This is a genomic window from Kitasatospora sp. McL0602, from assembly GCF_052076145.1.
Classification (GTDB): Bacteria; Actinomycetota; Actinomycetes; order Streptomycetales; family Streptomycetaceae; genus Kitasatospora.
In genome coordinates this window covers 3,068,814-3,081,400 of record NZ_CP197246.1, presented here as the reverse complement: position 1 = coordinate 3,081,400, position 12,587 = coordinate 3,068,814, and the positions used below count along the sequence as shown (strand labels likewise).

Genomic DNA, 12,587 nt, shown 5'->3' with positions numbered 1-12,587 from the left:
ACCCTGCCGGGTGCGGCACTAGCCCCGCGCCCGGTACTCCGGGACGGTCCGCATCGGGGGGCGTTCCAGGGCGCCGACCGGGTGGGTGTGGGCGGTGAAGGCGCGGGTCGCCGGGTCTCTGGTGAACTGGGTGAGCAGTGGGTGGACGAGGTCGGGCTCGGCCTTGAGGCGGTGGGTGCGGTCGAGGCGTTCCAGGGCGGTCCGGTAGATGGTGGCGGCCATCCGGCCGAGCGCCTGGCCGTCCTGGTGGCGGTGGTGGCGGACGCCGACGTCGACCTGGGCCAGTGCGTCCAGCCCGACGGTGTCCAGGGCGTCCACCAGCAGGCCGAGCTCGACGCCGTAGCCGGTCGGGAAGGGCAGCTGTTCGAGCAGTGAGCGGCGGGCCGCGTACTCGCCGCCGAGTGGCTGGACGAAGCCGGCCAGCTGCGGCCAGTGCAGGCCCAGCAGCGGGCGGGCGACGAGCTCGGTGACCCGGCCGCCGCCGGCGGGGACGACCGCGCCCTCGGTCTCCAGCGGCCGGTCGTACATCGCCTTGACCAGGTGCAGCCCGGGGTCGGTCAGCAGCGGCCCGACGATGCCGGAGACGAAGGCCGGGTCGAACTCGCGCAGGTCGGCGTCGATGAAGCAGACGATCTCGCCGGAGGTGACGAGCAGCGAGCGCCAGAGCACCTCCCCCTTGCCGGGGGCGGCGGGCAGCCGGGGCAGCACGTCGTCGCGGTGCACCACCCGGGCTCCGGCGGCGGCGGCGAGTTCGGCCGTCCGGTCGGAGGAGCCGGAGTCGACCACGACCAGCTCGTCGACCAGCGGCAGCCGCTCCATCAGCTCCCGCCGGATCACCCGGACGATCTCGCCGACGGTCGGCTCCTCGTCGAGGGCGGGCAACACCACGCTGACCGTGCCGGCCGGGCCCGCCGCCCGCTTGGCGGCGAGCAGCGTCTCGGCGGGCCGGTCGGCGGTCGTCCACGAGCGCCGGCGCAGCCAGGACGCCACCTCGGGAAGGAGAGCCGGGGTCAGCTCGTCTTGCACGGTGTCGCTCCTCGTGGGTCGTGTCTGTCGTCCTGGAGTATCAAGGCGCCGGGCCCCCAAGGCTGTTCCGGCCCGTGGCCGGTTATGGGCTGTGTCATCTCGCTGGGCGGACGCTCCCCGGAATCGCGGCCGCCTTCGGATACAGTCTTCGTACTGCGGTCGGACCTTTGCACGTCGGGGTCGGCCCAGGAGTATGACCACAACTTCATAGAGCTCATCCAGAGGGACTGAGGGAACGGCCCGTCGAAGTCCCGGCAACCTTCTCGCTCCGTGGTCGCAGACCCGGCGGGACAGGTGCCAATTCCGTCCTGTGGCGCGCCCGCGCCACGGGGAAGATGAGGAGAGAGGCCTCCGCCATCATGGCTACCGCTACCCCTGTTGCCCCCGCGACCGTCGACCTCGGCCCCGCCGCCGCGCTGTCCTGTCGTGAGTGTGGCACCCGCTTCGAGCTCGGCCCGATCTTCGCCTGCGTCGAGTGCTTCGGCCCGCTGGAGATCGCGTACGACTTCGGCAGCGAAGACACCGAGCACCTCCGCCGCCGGATCGAGGCCGGTCCGGCGTCGATCTGGCGCTACGCCCCGCTGCTGCCCGTCCCCGCCGACGTCGCCTCCAAGCCGAACCTGAACCCGGGCTGGACGCCGCTGGTGAAGGCCGACAACCTGGGCCGCGAGCTGGGCTTCACCGCGCAGCTGCACATCAAGGACGACTCCGGGAACCCGACGCACTCGTTCAAGGACCGGGTGGTCGCCTGCGCGATCGAGGCGGCGCGCGCCTTCCACTTCACCACCCTGTCGTGCTCCTCCACCGGCAACCTGGCCGGTGCGGTCGGCGCGGCGGCGGCACGGGCCGGCTTCAAGTCCTGCGTGTTCATCCCGCACGACCTGGAGCAGGGCAAGGTCGTGATGGCCGGGGTCTACGGCGGCGAGCTGGTCGGCATCGAGGGCAACTACGACGACGTGAACCGCTTCTGCTCGGAGCTGATCGGCGACCCGGCGGGCGAGGGCTGGGGCTTCGTCAACGTCAACCTCCGCCCGTACTACGGCGAGGGCTCGAAGACGCTGGCGTACGAGATCTGCGAGCAGCTCGGCTGGCGGCTGCCGGAGCAGCTGGTGATCCCGATCGCCTCGGGCTCCCAGCTCACCAAGATCGACAAGGGCCTGCAGGAGCTGATCAAGCTCGGCCTGGTCGAGGACCGCCCCTACAAGATCTTCGGCGCCCAGGCCGAGGGCTGCTCCCCGGTCTCCGCCGCCTTCAAGGCCGGGATCGACGTCATCCGCCCGGTCAAGCCGAACACCATCGCCAAGTCGCTGGCGATCGGCAACCCGGCCGACGGCCCGTACGTGCTGGACATCGCCCGGCGCACCGGCGGCGCCGTCGAGGACGTCACCGACGCCGAGGTGGTCGAGGCGATCAAGCTGCTGGCGCGGACGGAGGGCATCTTCGCCGAGACCGCGGGCGGGGTGACCGTCGGCGTGCTCAAGAAGCTCGTCGAGACCGGGCAGCTGGACCCGGCCAAGGAGACCGTCGCGATCAACACCGGCGACGGCCTGAAGACCCTGGACGCCGTCTCCGACGCCGGCATGACCACCGTCATCCGGCCGACGCTGGAGTCCTTCCGCTCGGCCGGCCTCGCCTCCGCCTGACCCCCACCCGCTTTAGGAGCACCGAACATGAGCGTCAGCGTCCGCATCCCGACCATCCTGCGCACCTACACCGACGGCGCCGCCGAGGTGAAGGCCGAGGGCAGCACCCTGGCCGAGGTCGTCCAGGACCTGGAGGCCAACTTCCCGGGCATCGCGGCCCGCGTCCTCGACGACACCGGCAAGCTGCGCCGCTTCGTGAACGTCTACGTCAACGACGACGACGTGCGTTTCGCCGAGGGCCTGGAGACGGCCGTCGCGGACGGCGCGAGCGTCTCCGTCATCCCGGCCGTCGCGGGCGGCTGCTGACCGCCCCGCACGCAACCGCGGCATTGCACGGACCCGAGCCGCCGGTGGAATTCGGAACGCATTGTTCCGTTTCTTCCGGCGGCTTCGGCATGCCCGGGGAATTCCCGTCCCGGCGGGGGAGTAGAGTGCGGCTCTGGTCGGCGTACTCCCCTCCGCCGCCTGCGGGGTATTCCCTCCCGCACTCCTTTGCGCACTCCTTCGCGGCGGCCCGTCCCGGTGGCCCGTCCATGCCTGCGCCCGACGCCTCCGACCGGCTGGTCGCATACGCAAGGCTCGTCCGGCCGCTGAGACGTCCGTCCGGTAGTACGGACCGGAAGATGTCAGGCTGACGTCAGAAATCTTTCGGCGCTTTGCGCCATTCGTCCCGCTATGCCCGGTGTGAATTGCTGTCGTCTGCCGCTTTCATCCCGGGATATCCGTCCTGTGCCCCGGTGAATTCCGCAAGGTTGGGCCTGTTGCAGAGGGCGTCTGTCCGGATACATTCAGCCGCGGTCGACGCATTCGCCCGCTGATCAGCCGCCCCCAGGGCGGCGTCAGCGGCCGCTTGCGGCGTGCAGGGCTGCGTCCAGGGGGGGTTCCCTCGGGCGTGCCTACCAGACCTGGACCCGCATCCCTGCGGGTTCGTGAAGGGCCAGCACAGTACAAGGGGAGTTCGGAATGGCTCAGGGCACCGTCAAGTGGTTCAACGCGGAGAAGGGCTACGGCTTCATCGCGGTCGACGGTGGTGCGGACGTGTTCGTCCACTACAGCGCGATCCAGATGGACGGCTACCGCACCCTCGAGGAGGGCCAGCGGGTCGAGTTCGAGATCTCCCAGGGACAGAAGGGCCCGCAGGCGGACATGGTCCGTGCGCCCGCGGTCTGACCTTTCCGCCCCTGCGGGGCCTCGGCTCGGTCACGAGCTGGTGCTCAACAGCTTCACCCGGCAGGCCCGTACGACACCCGTCGTACGGGCCTGCCGCCGTCTCCGCCGCCGTCGCCTGCGACATCGGCGCGGCTCGGCCGATTGGGCTTGCACTCGATACCCGAGAGTGCTAATCATTGGCGTTAGCACTCACAGCATGAGAGTGACAACGGACCGGGTCGGTGAGGCCCCCGGGAGCGGTTGGGGACATGACCCCCGCACACCAGGGCCGTCCGTCGCGGGCACCTCTGGTCCGAGCAGTCGACCGTGTCCTGGAGGACCACTTCCGATGGCCAAGATCATCGCTTTTGACGAGGAAGCTCGCCGCGGACTCGAGCGTGGCATGAACCAGCTTGCCGACGCCGTCAAGGTGACGCTGGGCCCCAAGGGCCGCAACGTCGTCCTTGAGAAGAAGTGGGGCGCCCCCACGATCACGAACGACGGCGTCTCCATCGCCAAGGAGATCGAGCTCGAGGACCCGTACGAGAAGATCGGTGCGGAGCTCGTCAAGGAGGTCGCCAAGAAGACGGACGACGTCGCTGGCGACGGCACCACCACCGCCACCGTGCTCGCCCAGGCGCTCGTCCGCGAGGGTCTGCGCAACGTCGCCGCCGGCGCCAACCCGATGGCCCTGAAGCGCGGCATCGAGAAGGCCGTCAAGGCCGTCTCCGACGAGCTGCTCGCCCAGGCCAAGGAGGTGGAGACCAAGGAGCAGATCGCTGCCACCGCCTCCATCTCGGCCGCCGACACCCAGATCGGCGAGCTCATCGCCGAGGCGATGGACAAGGTCGGCAAGGAAGGCGTCATCACCGTCGAGGAGAGCAACACCTTCGGTCTCGAGCTCGAGCTCACCGAGGGCATGCGCTTCGACAAGGGCTACATCTCCGCCTACTTCGCCACCGACCTGGAGCGTATGGAGACCTCGTTCGAGGACCCGTACATCCTGATCGCCAACTCCAAGATCGGCTCGGTCAAGGACCTGCTGCCGCTGCTGGAGAAGGTCATGCAGAGCGGCAAGCCGCTCGTCATCATCGCCGAGGACGTCGAGGGCGAGGCCCTGTCGACCCTGGTCGTGAACAAGATCCGTGGCACCTTCAAGTCCGTCGCCGTCAAGGCCCCGGGCTTCGGTGACCGCCGCAAGGCCATGCTCGGCGACATCGCCATCCTCACCGGTGGCACCGTCATCTCCGAGGAGGTCGGCCTCAAGCTGGAGAACGCCGGCGTCGACCTGCTGGGCACCGCCCGCAAGGTCGTCATCACCAAGGACGAGACGACCATCGTCGACGGTGGCGGCGACAGCGAGCAGGTCGCGGGCCGCGTGAACCAGATCCGCGCCGAGATCGAGAACAGCGACTCGGACTACGACCGCGAGAAGCTCCAGGAGCGCCTGGCGAAGCTCGCCGGTGGCGTCGCCGTCATCAAGGCGGGCGCGGCCACCGAGGTCGAGCTCAAGGAGCGCAAGCACCGCATCGAGGACGCCGTCCGCAACGCGAAGGCCGCCGTCGAGGAGGGCATCGTCGCCGGTGGTGGCGTCGCGCTGCTGCAGGCTTCGGTCGCGTTCGACAAGCTGGAGCTCGAGGGCGACGAGGCCACCGGTGCCAACATCGTCCGCGTCGCGCTGGAGGCCCCGATCAAGCAGATCGCGGTCAACGCCGGCCTCGAGGGCGGTGTCGTGGTGGAGAAGGTCCGCAACCTCCCCTACGGCCACGGCCTGAACGCCGCGACCAACGAGTACGTCGACCTCATCGCCGCGGGCATCATCGACCCGGCGAAGGTCACCCGCTCGGCGCTGCAGAACGCCGCCTCCATCGCGGCGCTCTTCCTCACCACCGAGGCCGTCATCGCCGACAAGCCCGAGAAGGCCGGCGCCGCTGCCGGCGGCGGCATGCCGGGCGGTGACATGGACTTCTGATCCTCCTGAGGATCGGCAAGTTCTGATCGTTCGCGAGGGCGGTCTCCCCACCAGGGGAGGCCGCCCTCGCGGCGTTCCTGTGTCCGTCACCCGTTCGTGGGACGCTGAGTTCATGGAGGGTCTCGGCGCTTCGGAGCGCGACTACGGTGACGACGAGCAGCGTCATGCGGGAGAGAGGGGGTCGGGGGTGACCGCGATGGCTGTGGAGTCGGGCCGCGAGTGGGCCTACCTGCTGGACACCTGGCGGGGCTTGGACGTCCCGGAGGGGTGGCGCGCCGAGATCGAGGAAGGGCAGATCGTCTTGGTGCCACCGCCTGGCAAGGGCCACAATTTGATCGCGGGGCAGGTGCACGGCGCGTTGGTGCGCTGTCTTCCTGCAGAGGTCGGTGTCTACCAGACGCTCGGTACGGAGATCGCGCGACTGGAGAAGGTGTACGTCCCCGACCTGGTGGTGGTGGACACTGCTCTACTGGAGGACACTGACAGCCCTGACGCGAGTCCGGTGGACGCCTCGGACCTCCTGTTGGCTGTCGAGATCACCTCGTCCGGCAATGCCCGGCACGACCCGACGAAGAAGCTCTGGGCCTATGCCCACGCACCCGTGCCGCTCTACCTGCTCATTGATCGCTTCGACGAGCACGGCCCGACTGTGACGCTGTTCTCCGAACCGGTGAACGGCGCGTACCAGAAGAGCAGTCGCACGCCGTTCGGCAAGCCGGTCGAGCTGCCGGCACCATTCGAGGTCGAGCTGAGGACCGAAGGCTTTCCAGCTCCTCGGTGATCTGCGGGAGAATGGGTGGATGGCCACTCCTGACATCGAAGCCGCCCTGCACAGTGCGCGGGCGTTGATACTTGCCGACCTCTCCGCCCGGGACGTGGCGGACGCGACCGTGGTGTCGCTGGTGGAGAACGCCGTGACGCACCGGCGGTGGTGGCTGGAACAGTGGCCGGACGGGACGGAGTACGTGCTCGGGCTGGTCGCGCAGGATGTGCAGGACGCGCTGCTGGAGGCGTACGGGCGGTGGCCGCTGTGTGAGGCGTGTGCGGCGGAGGACGACCCGCACGCGCTGAGTGTGGAGCCGGAGTTGGGGCCCGACCCGCACTGGGTGTGCGGCAAGGAGGCCGTCCTGGTCGCACCGGTCGGGCAGCTCACGTGATCCTGATCGACCCGCCGACCTGGCCGGGGCACGGCAAGCTGTGGTCGCACCTGGTCAGCGACGTCTCGTTCGAGGAGCTGCACGCCTTCGCGGTGCTGCTCGGCGCGCCCGCGAAGGGCTTCGAGCGGGACCACTACGACATCCCCGCCCAGTGGTACGACGAGGCCCTCCGGCTGGGCGCCCGGCCGGTCGGCAGCAAGGAGCTCGTCGCCCGTCTGACCGCCGCCGGGCTGCGGCGGCGCAAGGCTACGAGCTGAGCGGCCCGCTCAGCTCGGCCAGCTCGGCGGCCAGGTTGCTGCGGGCCGGGGCGTCGAAGCGGGCGAGGGCCGCCGGGGAGCGGTAGAGCGCGGGCAGGTCGAGCAGCTGCCGCAGGACGGCGGCGCGCCCCTCCCGGAAGGCGTCCTCGGGGACGAAGGCGTACTCCGCGCGGACGGCGGCCGCGTAGGCCGCGTACTCCTCGGGGGAGCCGCCGAGCACCGCCAGGTCGGCGTCGCAGAGCAGCTCGCCGTTGTGGTCGCCGGCTTCGGGGTGGTGGGTGACGGTGAGCCGGACCAGCCGGACGACCTCCTCGGTGAGCGGCTCGGGCAGCCCCGCCTCGGGGAGGGCGCGCAGGGCGAGCTGGGCGCTGCGCTCCTCGTTCTCCGAGCGGTCCGGCCGGTAGACGGCGTCGTGGAACCAGACGGCCAGCCGGACGGCGTCCGCGTCCTCGGCGTGCCCGGCCAGCGCGTCCACGTGGTCGAGCATCGCCCGCAGGTGGTCGGTGGTGTGGTACCTGCGCTGGGGTTCGGCCCAGCGCTTCAGCAGGTCGCGGCCGTAGGGCTCCGGGTCGGCGGTGGCGCCGCAGCGGCGCAGCAGTACGGTCCAGCGGTCGAGCAGGACATCGTGCGGGACATCGAGCAGTGCGTCGAGCGCGGCATCAGACATGGGCATCATTCTGGACCGTCCGGCCGGCCCGCCCGGCAATTCTGATGGACATCATATGCAGTTCACCGATATATATGGACGCATGACAGAACGCGCCATGCAGGAGCCGACGCTGCTCCTGCTCACCGCGCTGGCCGATGCCCCCCGGCACGGCTACGCGCTCATCCAGGAGATCGCCGCCATCTCGGGCGGCCGGGTCAGGATGCGGACGGGCACCCTCTACGGCGCGCTGGACCGGCTCCTCCAGCAGGGCCTGATCCGGGTCGAGAGCGAGGAGGTCGTCGACGGCCGGGCGCGCCGCACGTACGCCCTCGCCGAGGACGGCCGCACCGCGCTGGCCGCCGAGGCCGACCGCCTGCGCGCCGTGGTCGCCGAGGCCGACCGCCGTCTCACCGTCGTCCGCCCGCACGTCAAGGGGGCCTTCGCATGAGCGGGTCCACTGCACTGAAGCTGGCGCTGCGGCTCTACCCGGCCGCCTACCGCGAGGAGCGCGCCGACGAGATCGCCGCCGTGTATGCCGACGCCAGCGCCGACGGCGGCGCCCTGCGCGAGCTGCTCGGCATCGCCGGGTACGGCCTGCGGGTGCGCACCGGGCTGACGTCCTCGCGGCTGCCGGGCCAGGTGGCCGCCAAGGCAGCGCCGCTCGCCGCCGGGGCGGCGGCCGGGATGCCGCTGCTGGTGCTGCTGGCAGCCGTCCACTACCTGCTACGGGGCACAGGGGGCTGGGCCGACGACCCGTTGCGGGTGGTGGCGTTGGCGGCTGCCGGGCTCTCGGTGCTGGGCGCGGCCGCCGCCGCGGCCGGCTGGTGGGCGGCGGCCCGGGGACTGGCGGCGCTGAACGTGGTCGGCGGCGTCCTGGCGGAGGTCGTCGGGTTCGCACAGCTCCGCGGGATGGAGCTGGCCGGGGCGATGTTCGTGATCGTGCTCGGGCTGCCGATGCTGCTCTGGGCCCTGGTGCTGTTCGCGGCGCCCACGGATCTCCTGCCGGGGCGTTCGCTGCGCGGTGCCGTGCTGGTGCCGGCCTCGATGCTGGGCGGTGTGGTGGTGACCGTCGGGGTGCGGGTCGGCTCGGGGTGGCTGCTCGCGGTGGCGCTCTTCCCGCTGCTGGCGGTGCTGGGTGCCCGGCGCGGGCGGCTGTTCGCGGCGGCCGTCGGGGTGGCTGCCCTCCCGGCGGTGGTCGGCCAGGCGGCCGACCAGTTGGCGGTCGCGGCGCACGGGAGCCGCAACCTGCTCGGCGCCACTGCGGTCGCCGTGGTCGTGGCGGTGGTGTTGACTCGGCTGAGCCGCTCGGCGGGTGCGGGTGCGGCAGCAGGTACCCCGGCGGGCCCGGGGGCCGGAGCGCCGCCGGCCGGCGGCTGACTCCGCCGGTCCGGCCCGGTCGGAGGGCTCGCCCGGAAGTCCCGGATGTGGCAGGGTAGCTGATATGTCTAGACCAATTTTCGAAGTGATCGCGTTGACGCCGCAGGACGCCCAGGCCGCCGAGTCCGGCGGCGCCGACCGGCTCGAACTGGTCACCGACATGGCGGCGGACGGCCTCACCCCCTCGGCGGAGGACTTCGCGAAGATCCGCGCCGCCGTCGACCTCCCGCTGCGGGTCATGCTCCGCGCCCGGGACGGCTTCACCCCCGGCGATCTGGACGCCCTGCTGGCCCGGACGGCGGAGCTGCGGGCCGAGGGCGCCGAGGAGTTCGTCTTCGGCTTCCTCGACGCCGACGGTGCGGTGGACCTGGCCGCCACCGGAGCGGTCGCGGAGGCCGTCACGGGGTGCGACTGGACCTTCCACCGGGCGCTCGACCACAGCGCGGACCGGGCCGCCCTCCGCGCGGCGGTCGGCCATCTGCCCGGCCTGGACACCTTCCTGACGTCCGGTTCGCCCGCCGGGGTCGAGGCAGGTACGGCCGTCCTCGGTGCCGAGCTGGCCCGTGCGGGCGAGCCCGGCTACCGGCAGCAGATCCTGGTCGGCGGCGGCCTGAAGGCCGAGCACGTGCCGGGGCTGCGGGCGGCCGGGTTCACCGGCTTCCACATCGGCGGGGCCGTCCGGGCGGGCTGGGACTCGCCGGTCGACGCGGCCAAGGTCGCCGAGTGGCGGGCCCTGATCGACGGCTGACCCCGCTGCGGTCAGCCGTCAGCGCTGGAGCTGGTCCGGCAGCGGCTCGGTGTGCAGCACGTGCAGCCCCGAGACGGCCCGGGTCAGCGCCACGTACAGCCGCCGCAGGCCCGTGCGCTCGTCCGGCTCCCCGGCGATGACGGCGGCCGGCTCGTCGAGGACGACGTAGTCGTACTCCAGGCCCTTGGCGAGGGAGGCGGGCACGAGGGTGAGGCGGGCGTCCGCGCTGGTCTCCGCGCCGGGGGAGAGGTGCGGGAGCCCGGCCTCGGCGAGCGCGGCGGCGTACAGCGGGATGCGGGCGTCGGCGGCGATCAGGCCGGTGGAGCCCTCGTGAGTGAGGGCCTTCCGGCAGGCCTCGACCACGGCGCAAGCCAGGTCGTCCGGGATGTGCGTGACCGTCAGAGAATCCGGCAGGTCGCGGATCGAGGTGGCGGGGGCCAGCCCGGGGGCGATCGCGGGCAGCAGGCGCGAGGCATACGCGATGACCTCCTCCGGTACCCGGAAGCCCTTGGTCAGCTCCTCGACGTGCGAATCGGGCTTGCCCAGGTGGCGCAGGGCCTCCTGCCAACTGGCCGTCGCCCAGGGGGTGGTGCCCTGGGCGAGGTCGCCGAGGACGGTCGCGGAGCCGGTGCTGCAACGGCGGCCGACGGCCCGGTACTGCATCGGGGAGAGGTCCTGCGCCTCGTCGAGCACCACGTGCCCGAGCGAGGAGGTGCGCTGGACGAGGTCGGTGGCCTCGTCCACCAGTACGGCGTCGGCCGCCGTCCAGGGGGCGGTCCTCACCGAACGGCCGGGCTTGGCCCAGAGGATCGCGGCCTGCTCCTCCGCGTCGAGAACCCCATCCGCGCAGGCGGCGAGGAACTCGGCGTCGCCGAGCAGCCGGTGCACCAGCTTGGCCGGGTCGACCGGCGGCCAGCACTCCTTGACCATGGCCTTCACCGCCGCGTTGCGGGCGACGGCGTCCTGCACCCGGTCGTCGGGCGCCTCGCCGCCCTGCTCCATCTTGAGCAGCACGGCGTGCGCGATCCGCTGCGGCAGGGCCTCCCGGGCGGCGCCGTAGCGGATCTCGCGGTTGCTCAACTCCTCGATGATCTCGACGAGTTCGTAGGCCGGGACGCGCCAGCGTCGGGAGCCCCGGACGACCACGCAGGGCTCGGTGGGCAGGGTGATCCCGGCCCGGACGGCGCGCCGCAGCACCTCGGCCATCCGGGCGTCGCCCTTCAGGCGGGCGGCCTCGGCCGGCTCCTCGGCCCGCACCTCGACGTGCGCGACGAGCTGCTGCACGGTGGCCTGGGCGACGTCCAACTCGCCGAGTGCGGGCAGGACCTGCTCGATGTAGCTGAGGAAGGAGCTGTTCGGGCCGATCACCAGGGTGCCGGTGCGGGCGAGCTTCTCGCGGTGGGCGTAGAGCAGGTAGGCGACGCGGTGCAGGCCGACGGCGGTCTTGCCGGTGCCGGGGGCGCCCTGGACGCAGACCGTGCCGCCGATGTCGGCCCGGACGATCTCGTCCTGCTCGGGCTGGATGGTCGCGACGATGTCGCGCATCGGGCCGACGCGGGGCTTCTCGATCTCGGCCGCGAGCAGGGCGGAGGCGCTGTCTGCCTCGGCCGGGTCGGTCAGGTGCTCGTCCTCGTAGGCGGTCAACTCACCGCCGGTGTAGCCGAACCGGCGGCGGCGTTCGACGTCCATCGGGTCGGTGCGGGTGGCCCGGTAGAACGGCTGGGAGACGGGGGCGCGCCAGTCGATCACCATCGGGTCGCCGGAGGCGTCGTGGACGTGTCGCCGGCCGATGTAGAACTGCTCGCCGGTACCGCCTTCTGCCAACTCCTCGCTGATCGCGTGCAGGTAGTCGAGGCGGCCGAAGAAGAGCGGGGTGTGTGCGAAGTCGGCCAGCGCGGCGATGCGTTCGTCGATCTGCCGTTGCAGGACGGCGGCGGAGACCCAGGTGCCGGTGACGTCCTTGAGATCGAGGTTCTCGACGTCCTCGCGCATCGCGCGCAGCGCGGACCGGGAGGCGGCCAGGTGGTCGCGCTCGCGCTGGAGGGGGTCTTGGGTGGGGGCGTGCACAGCGAACCTTCCCGGCTGCCGCGATCGGCGGCAGCGGTCTCGTCGTAGCTCACAGTGAAGGACCCCGGCCGGTTGCCGACCGGTCGGGACCTCCCCCGGCTGCCAGGACGGCACCACGGTTCGGGAGGGGGCAGACCGGAGATCGTAGACCCGGGAACGCCCTGGGGGCGAATCAATTACTCCCCGGGACGCCTCCGGGACACCCCTGAGAAGCCCCCGGGACGCCCCCGATCGGGTCAGGGGGCGGCATACGCCGCAAGGACGACTTTCGGGCCGCCGCTTACGGTCTTTGGACTGATGTGCAGGTGGGGGCCGGAAACCTACCGTTGGTGGCATGAGCACCGTACAGATCACTCCCCGCGTCCCGACCCCGCGTGGCAGCACGGTCGCGCCGAACGACCGCCGCCGGTCCAAGCCGGTGGCGGCAGCCGTCCGCAATGTCGGGATCTTCCTCGACACCGCCGCCCGGGTCGTCTTCCTCGGGCGCGACGGCGTCAAGTACTGAGAGTCACGCCTGAGCGTCCCGGCTGGGCGTCACTGCT

General features: G+C 71.6%; 14 protein-coding genes and 1 riboswitch. Of the genes, 11 read left to right on the top strand and 3 right to left on the bottom strand.

Annotation, left to right across the window (positions count from 1 at the left end; genetic code table 11):
- Positions 1 to 18 precede the first annotated feature (18 nt).
- Positions 19 to 1,026, bottom strand: a complete 1,008-nt coding sequence (locus tag ACR68M_RS13860; protein ID WP_441250784.1) for a glucosyl-3-phosphoglycerate synthase — start codon at positions 1,024 to 1,026, stop codon at positions 19 to 21.
- A gap of 211 nt (positions 1,027 to 1,237) precedes the next feature.
- Positions 1,238 to 1,368, top strand: a riboswitch (SAM riboswitch).
- Between ACR68M_RS13860 and thrC the strand changes: the two genes are divergently transcribed.
- The 7 genes from thrC to ACR68M_RS13825 all read left to right on the top strand — a co-directional run bounded on the left by thrC (position 1,362) and on the right by ACR68M_RS13825 (position 7,204).
- Entirely contained in the window at positions 1,362 to 2,669 is a 1,308-nt protein-coding gene (thrC, locus tag ACR68M_RS13855) for a threonine synthase (protein WP_441250783.1), read from the top strand. Its footprint overlaps the riboswitch before it by 7 nt.
- 27 nt (positions 2,670 to 2,696) lie before the next feature.
- Positions 2,697 to 2,975 carry a ubiquitin-like small modifier protein 1 gene (locus tag ACR68M_RS13850; protein ID WP_441250782.1) on the top strand — a complete coding sequence of 93 codons (279 nt, stop codon included), beginning with the start codon at positions 2,697 to 2,699 and terminating at the stop codon, positions 2,973 to 2,975.
- A 657-nt stretch (positions 2,976 to 3,632) separates the two neighbouring features.
- On the top strand, positions 3,633 to 3,839 hold the full coding sequence (locus ACR68M_RS13845; RefSeq protein ID WP_035798772.1) for a cold-shock protein: 207 nt from the start codon (positions 3,633 to 3,635) through the stop codon (positions 3,837 to 3,839).
- 328 nt (positions 3,840 to 4,167) lie between these two features.
- Entirely contained in the window at positions 4,168 to 5,790 is a 1,623-nt protein-coding gene (gene groL, locus ACR68M_RS13840) for a chaperonin GroEL (RefSeq protein ID WP_441250781.1), read from the top strand.
- A gap of 187 nt (positions 5,791 to 5,977) precedes the next feature.
- A complete protein-coding gene (locus ACR68M_RS13835; protein ID WP_441251610.1) occupies positions 5,978 to 6,571 on the top strand; it encodes a Uma2 family endonuclease in 594 nt (197 codons plus the stop codon).
- 19 nt (positions 6,572 to 6,590) lie between these two features.
- Positions 6,591 to 6,947 carry a hypothetical protein gene (locus tag ACR68M_RS13830; RefSeq protein WP_441250780.1) on the top strand — a complete coding sequence of 119 codons (357 nt, stop codon included), beginning with the start codon at positions 6,591 to 6,593 and terminating at the stop codon, positions 6,945 to 6,947.
- Positions 6,944 to 7,204 carry a DUF4031 domain-containing protein gene (locus ACR68M_RS13825; RefSeq protein ID WP_441250779.1) on the top strand — a complete coding sequence of 87 codons (261 nt, stop codon included), beginning with the start codon at positions 6,944 to 6,946 and terminating at the stop codon, positions 7,202 to 7,204. Before ACR68M_RS13830 ends, ACR68M_RS13825 begins: the two co-directional genes overlap by 4 nt.
- On the opposite strand, the gene ACR68M_RS13820 is transcribed toward ACR68M_RS13825, so the two are convergent.
- The gene (locus ACR68M_RS13820; protein WP_441250778.1) at positions 7,194 to 7,871 is read right to left on the bottom strand and encodes an HD domain-containing protein; all 678 of its coding nucleotides are present in this window, start codon (positions 7,869 to 7,871) and stop codon (positions 7,194 to 7,196) included. The genes ACR68M_RS13825 and ACR68M_RS13820 overlap by 11 nt on opposite strands.
- Before the next feature lie 82 nt (positions 7,872 to 7,953).
- Here ACR68M_RS13820 and ACR68M_RS13815 point away from each other — a divergent pair, with 82 nt between their 5' ends.
- The 3 genes from ACR68M_RS13815 (at position 7,954) to ACR68M_RS13805 (ending at position 9,978) form a co-directional block, all read left to right on the top strand.
- A complete protein-coding gene (locus ACR68M_RS13815) occupies positions 7,954 to 8,301 on the top strand; it encodes a PadR family transcriptional regulator (protein ID WP_441250777.1) in 348 nt (115 codons plus the stop codon).
- Complete coding sequence (locus ACR68M_RS13810; protein WP_441250776.1) at positions 8,298 to 9,230, top strand: hypothetical protein; 933 nt, start codon at positions 8,298 to 8,300, stop codon at positions 9,228 to 9,230. The genes ACR68M_RS13815 and ACR68M_RS13810 overlap by 4 nt, the downstream gene beginning before the upstream one ends.
- A 64-nt stretch (positions 9,231 to 9,294) precedes the next feature.
- Positions 9,295 to 9,978 (top strand): copper homeostasis protein CutC, encoded by a 684-nt coding sequence (locus tag ACR68M_RS13805; RefSeq protein ID WP_441250775.1) that lies wholly within the window; start codon positions 9,295 to 9,297, stop codon positions 9,976 to 9,978.
- 18 nt (positions 9,979 to 9,996) lie between these two features.
- On the opposite strand, the gene ACR68M_RS13800 is transcribed toward ACR68M_RS13805, so the two are convergent.
- On the bottom strand, positions 9,997 to 12,045 hold the full coding sequence (locus ACR68M_RS13800; RefSeq protein WP_441250774.1) for a HelD family protein: 2,049 nt from the start codon (positions 12,043 to 12,045) through the stop codon (positions 9,997 to 9,999).
- 334 nt (positions 12,046 to 12,379) lie between these two features.
- Between ACR68M_RS13800 and ACR68M_RS13795 the strand changes: the two genes are divergently transcribed.
- Entirely contained in the window at positions 12,380 to 12,550 is a 171-nt protein-coding gene (locus ACR68M_RS13795) for a hypothetical protein (RefSeq protein WP_441250773.1), read from the top strand.
- Positions 12,551 to 12,587 lie beyond the last annotated feature (37 nt).

Coding starts and splice junctions, on each gene's coding strand:
- groL (WP_441250781.1), top strand. CDS start 4,168: ATGGCCAAGATCATCGCTTTTGACGAGGAAGCTCGCCGCGGACTCGAG.
- ACR68M_RS13830 (WP_441250780.1), top strand. CDS start 6,591: ATGGCCACTCCTGACATCGAAGCCGCCCTGCACAGTGCGCGGGCGTTG.
- ACR68M_RS13805 (WP_441250775.1), top strand. CDS start 9,295: ATGTCTAGACCAATTTTCGAAGTGATCGCGTTGACGCCGCAGGACGCC.
- ACR68M_RS13810 (WP_441250776.1), top strand. CDS start 8,298: ATGAGCGGGTCCACTGCACTGAAGCTGGCGCTGCGGCTCTACCCGGCC.
- ACR68M_RS13795 (WP_441250773.1), top strand. CDS start 12,380: ATGAGCACCGTACAGATCACTCCCCGCGTCCCGACCCCGCGTGGCAGC.
- ACR68M_RS13820 (WP_441250778.1), bottom strand. CDS start 7,871: ATGTCTGATGCCGCGCTCGACGCACTGCTCGATGTCCCGCACGATGTC.
- ACR68M_RS13845 (WP_035798772.1), top strand. CDS start 3,633: ATGGCTCAGGGCACCGTCAAGTGGTTCAACGCGGAGAAGGGCTACGGC.
- ACR68M_RS13850 (WP_441250782.1), top strand. CDS start 2,697: ATGAGCGTCAGCGTCCGCATCCCGACCATCCTGCGCACCTACACCGAC.
- ACR68M_RS13815 (WP_441250777.1), top strand. CDS start 7,954: ATGACAGAACGCGCCATGCAGGAGCCGACGCTGCTCCTGCTCACCGCG.
- thrC (WP_441250783.1), top strand. CDS start 1,362: ATGAGGAGAGAGGCCTCCGCCATCATGGCTACCGCTACCCCTGTTGCC.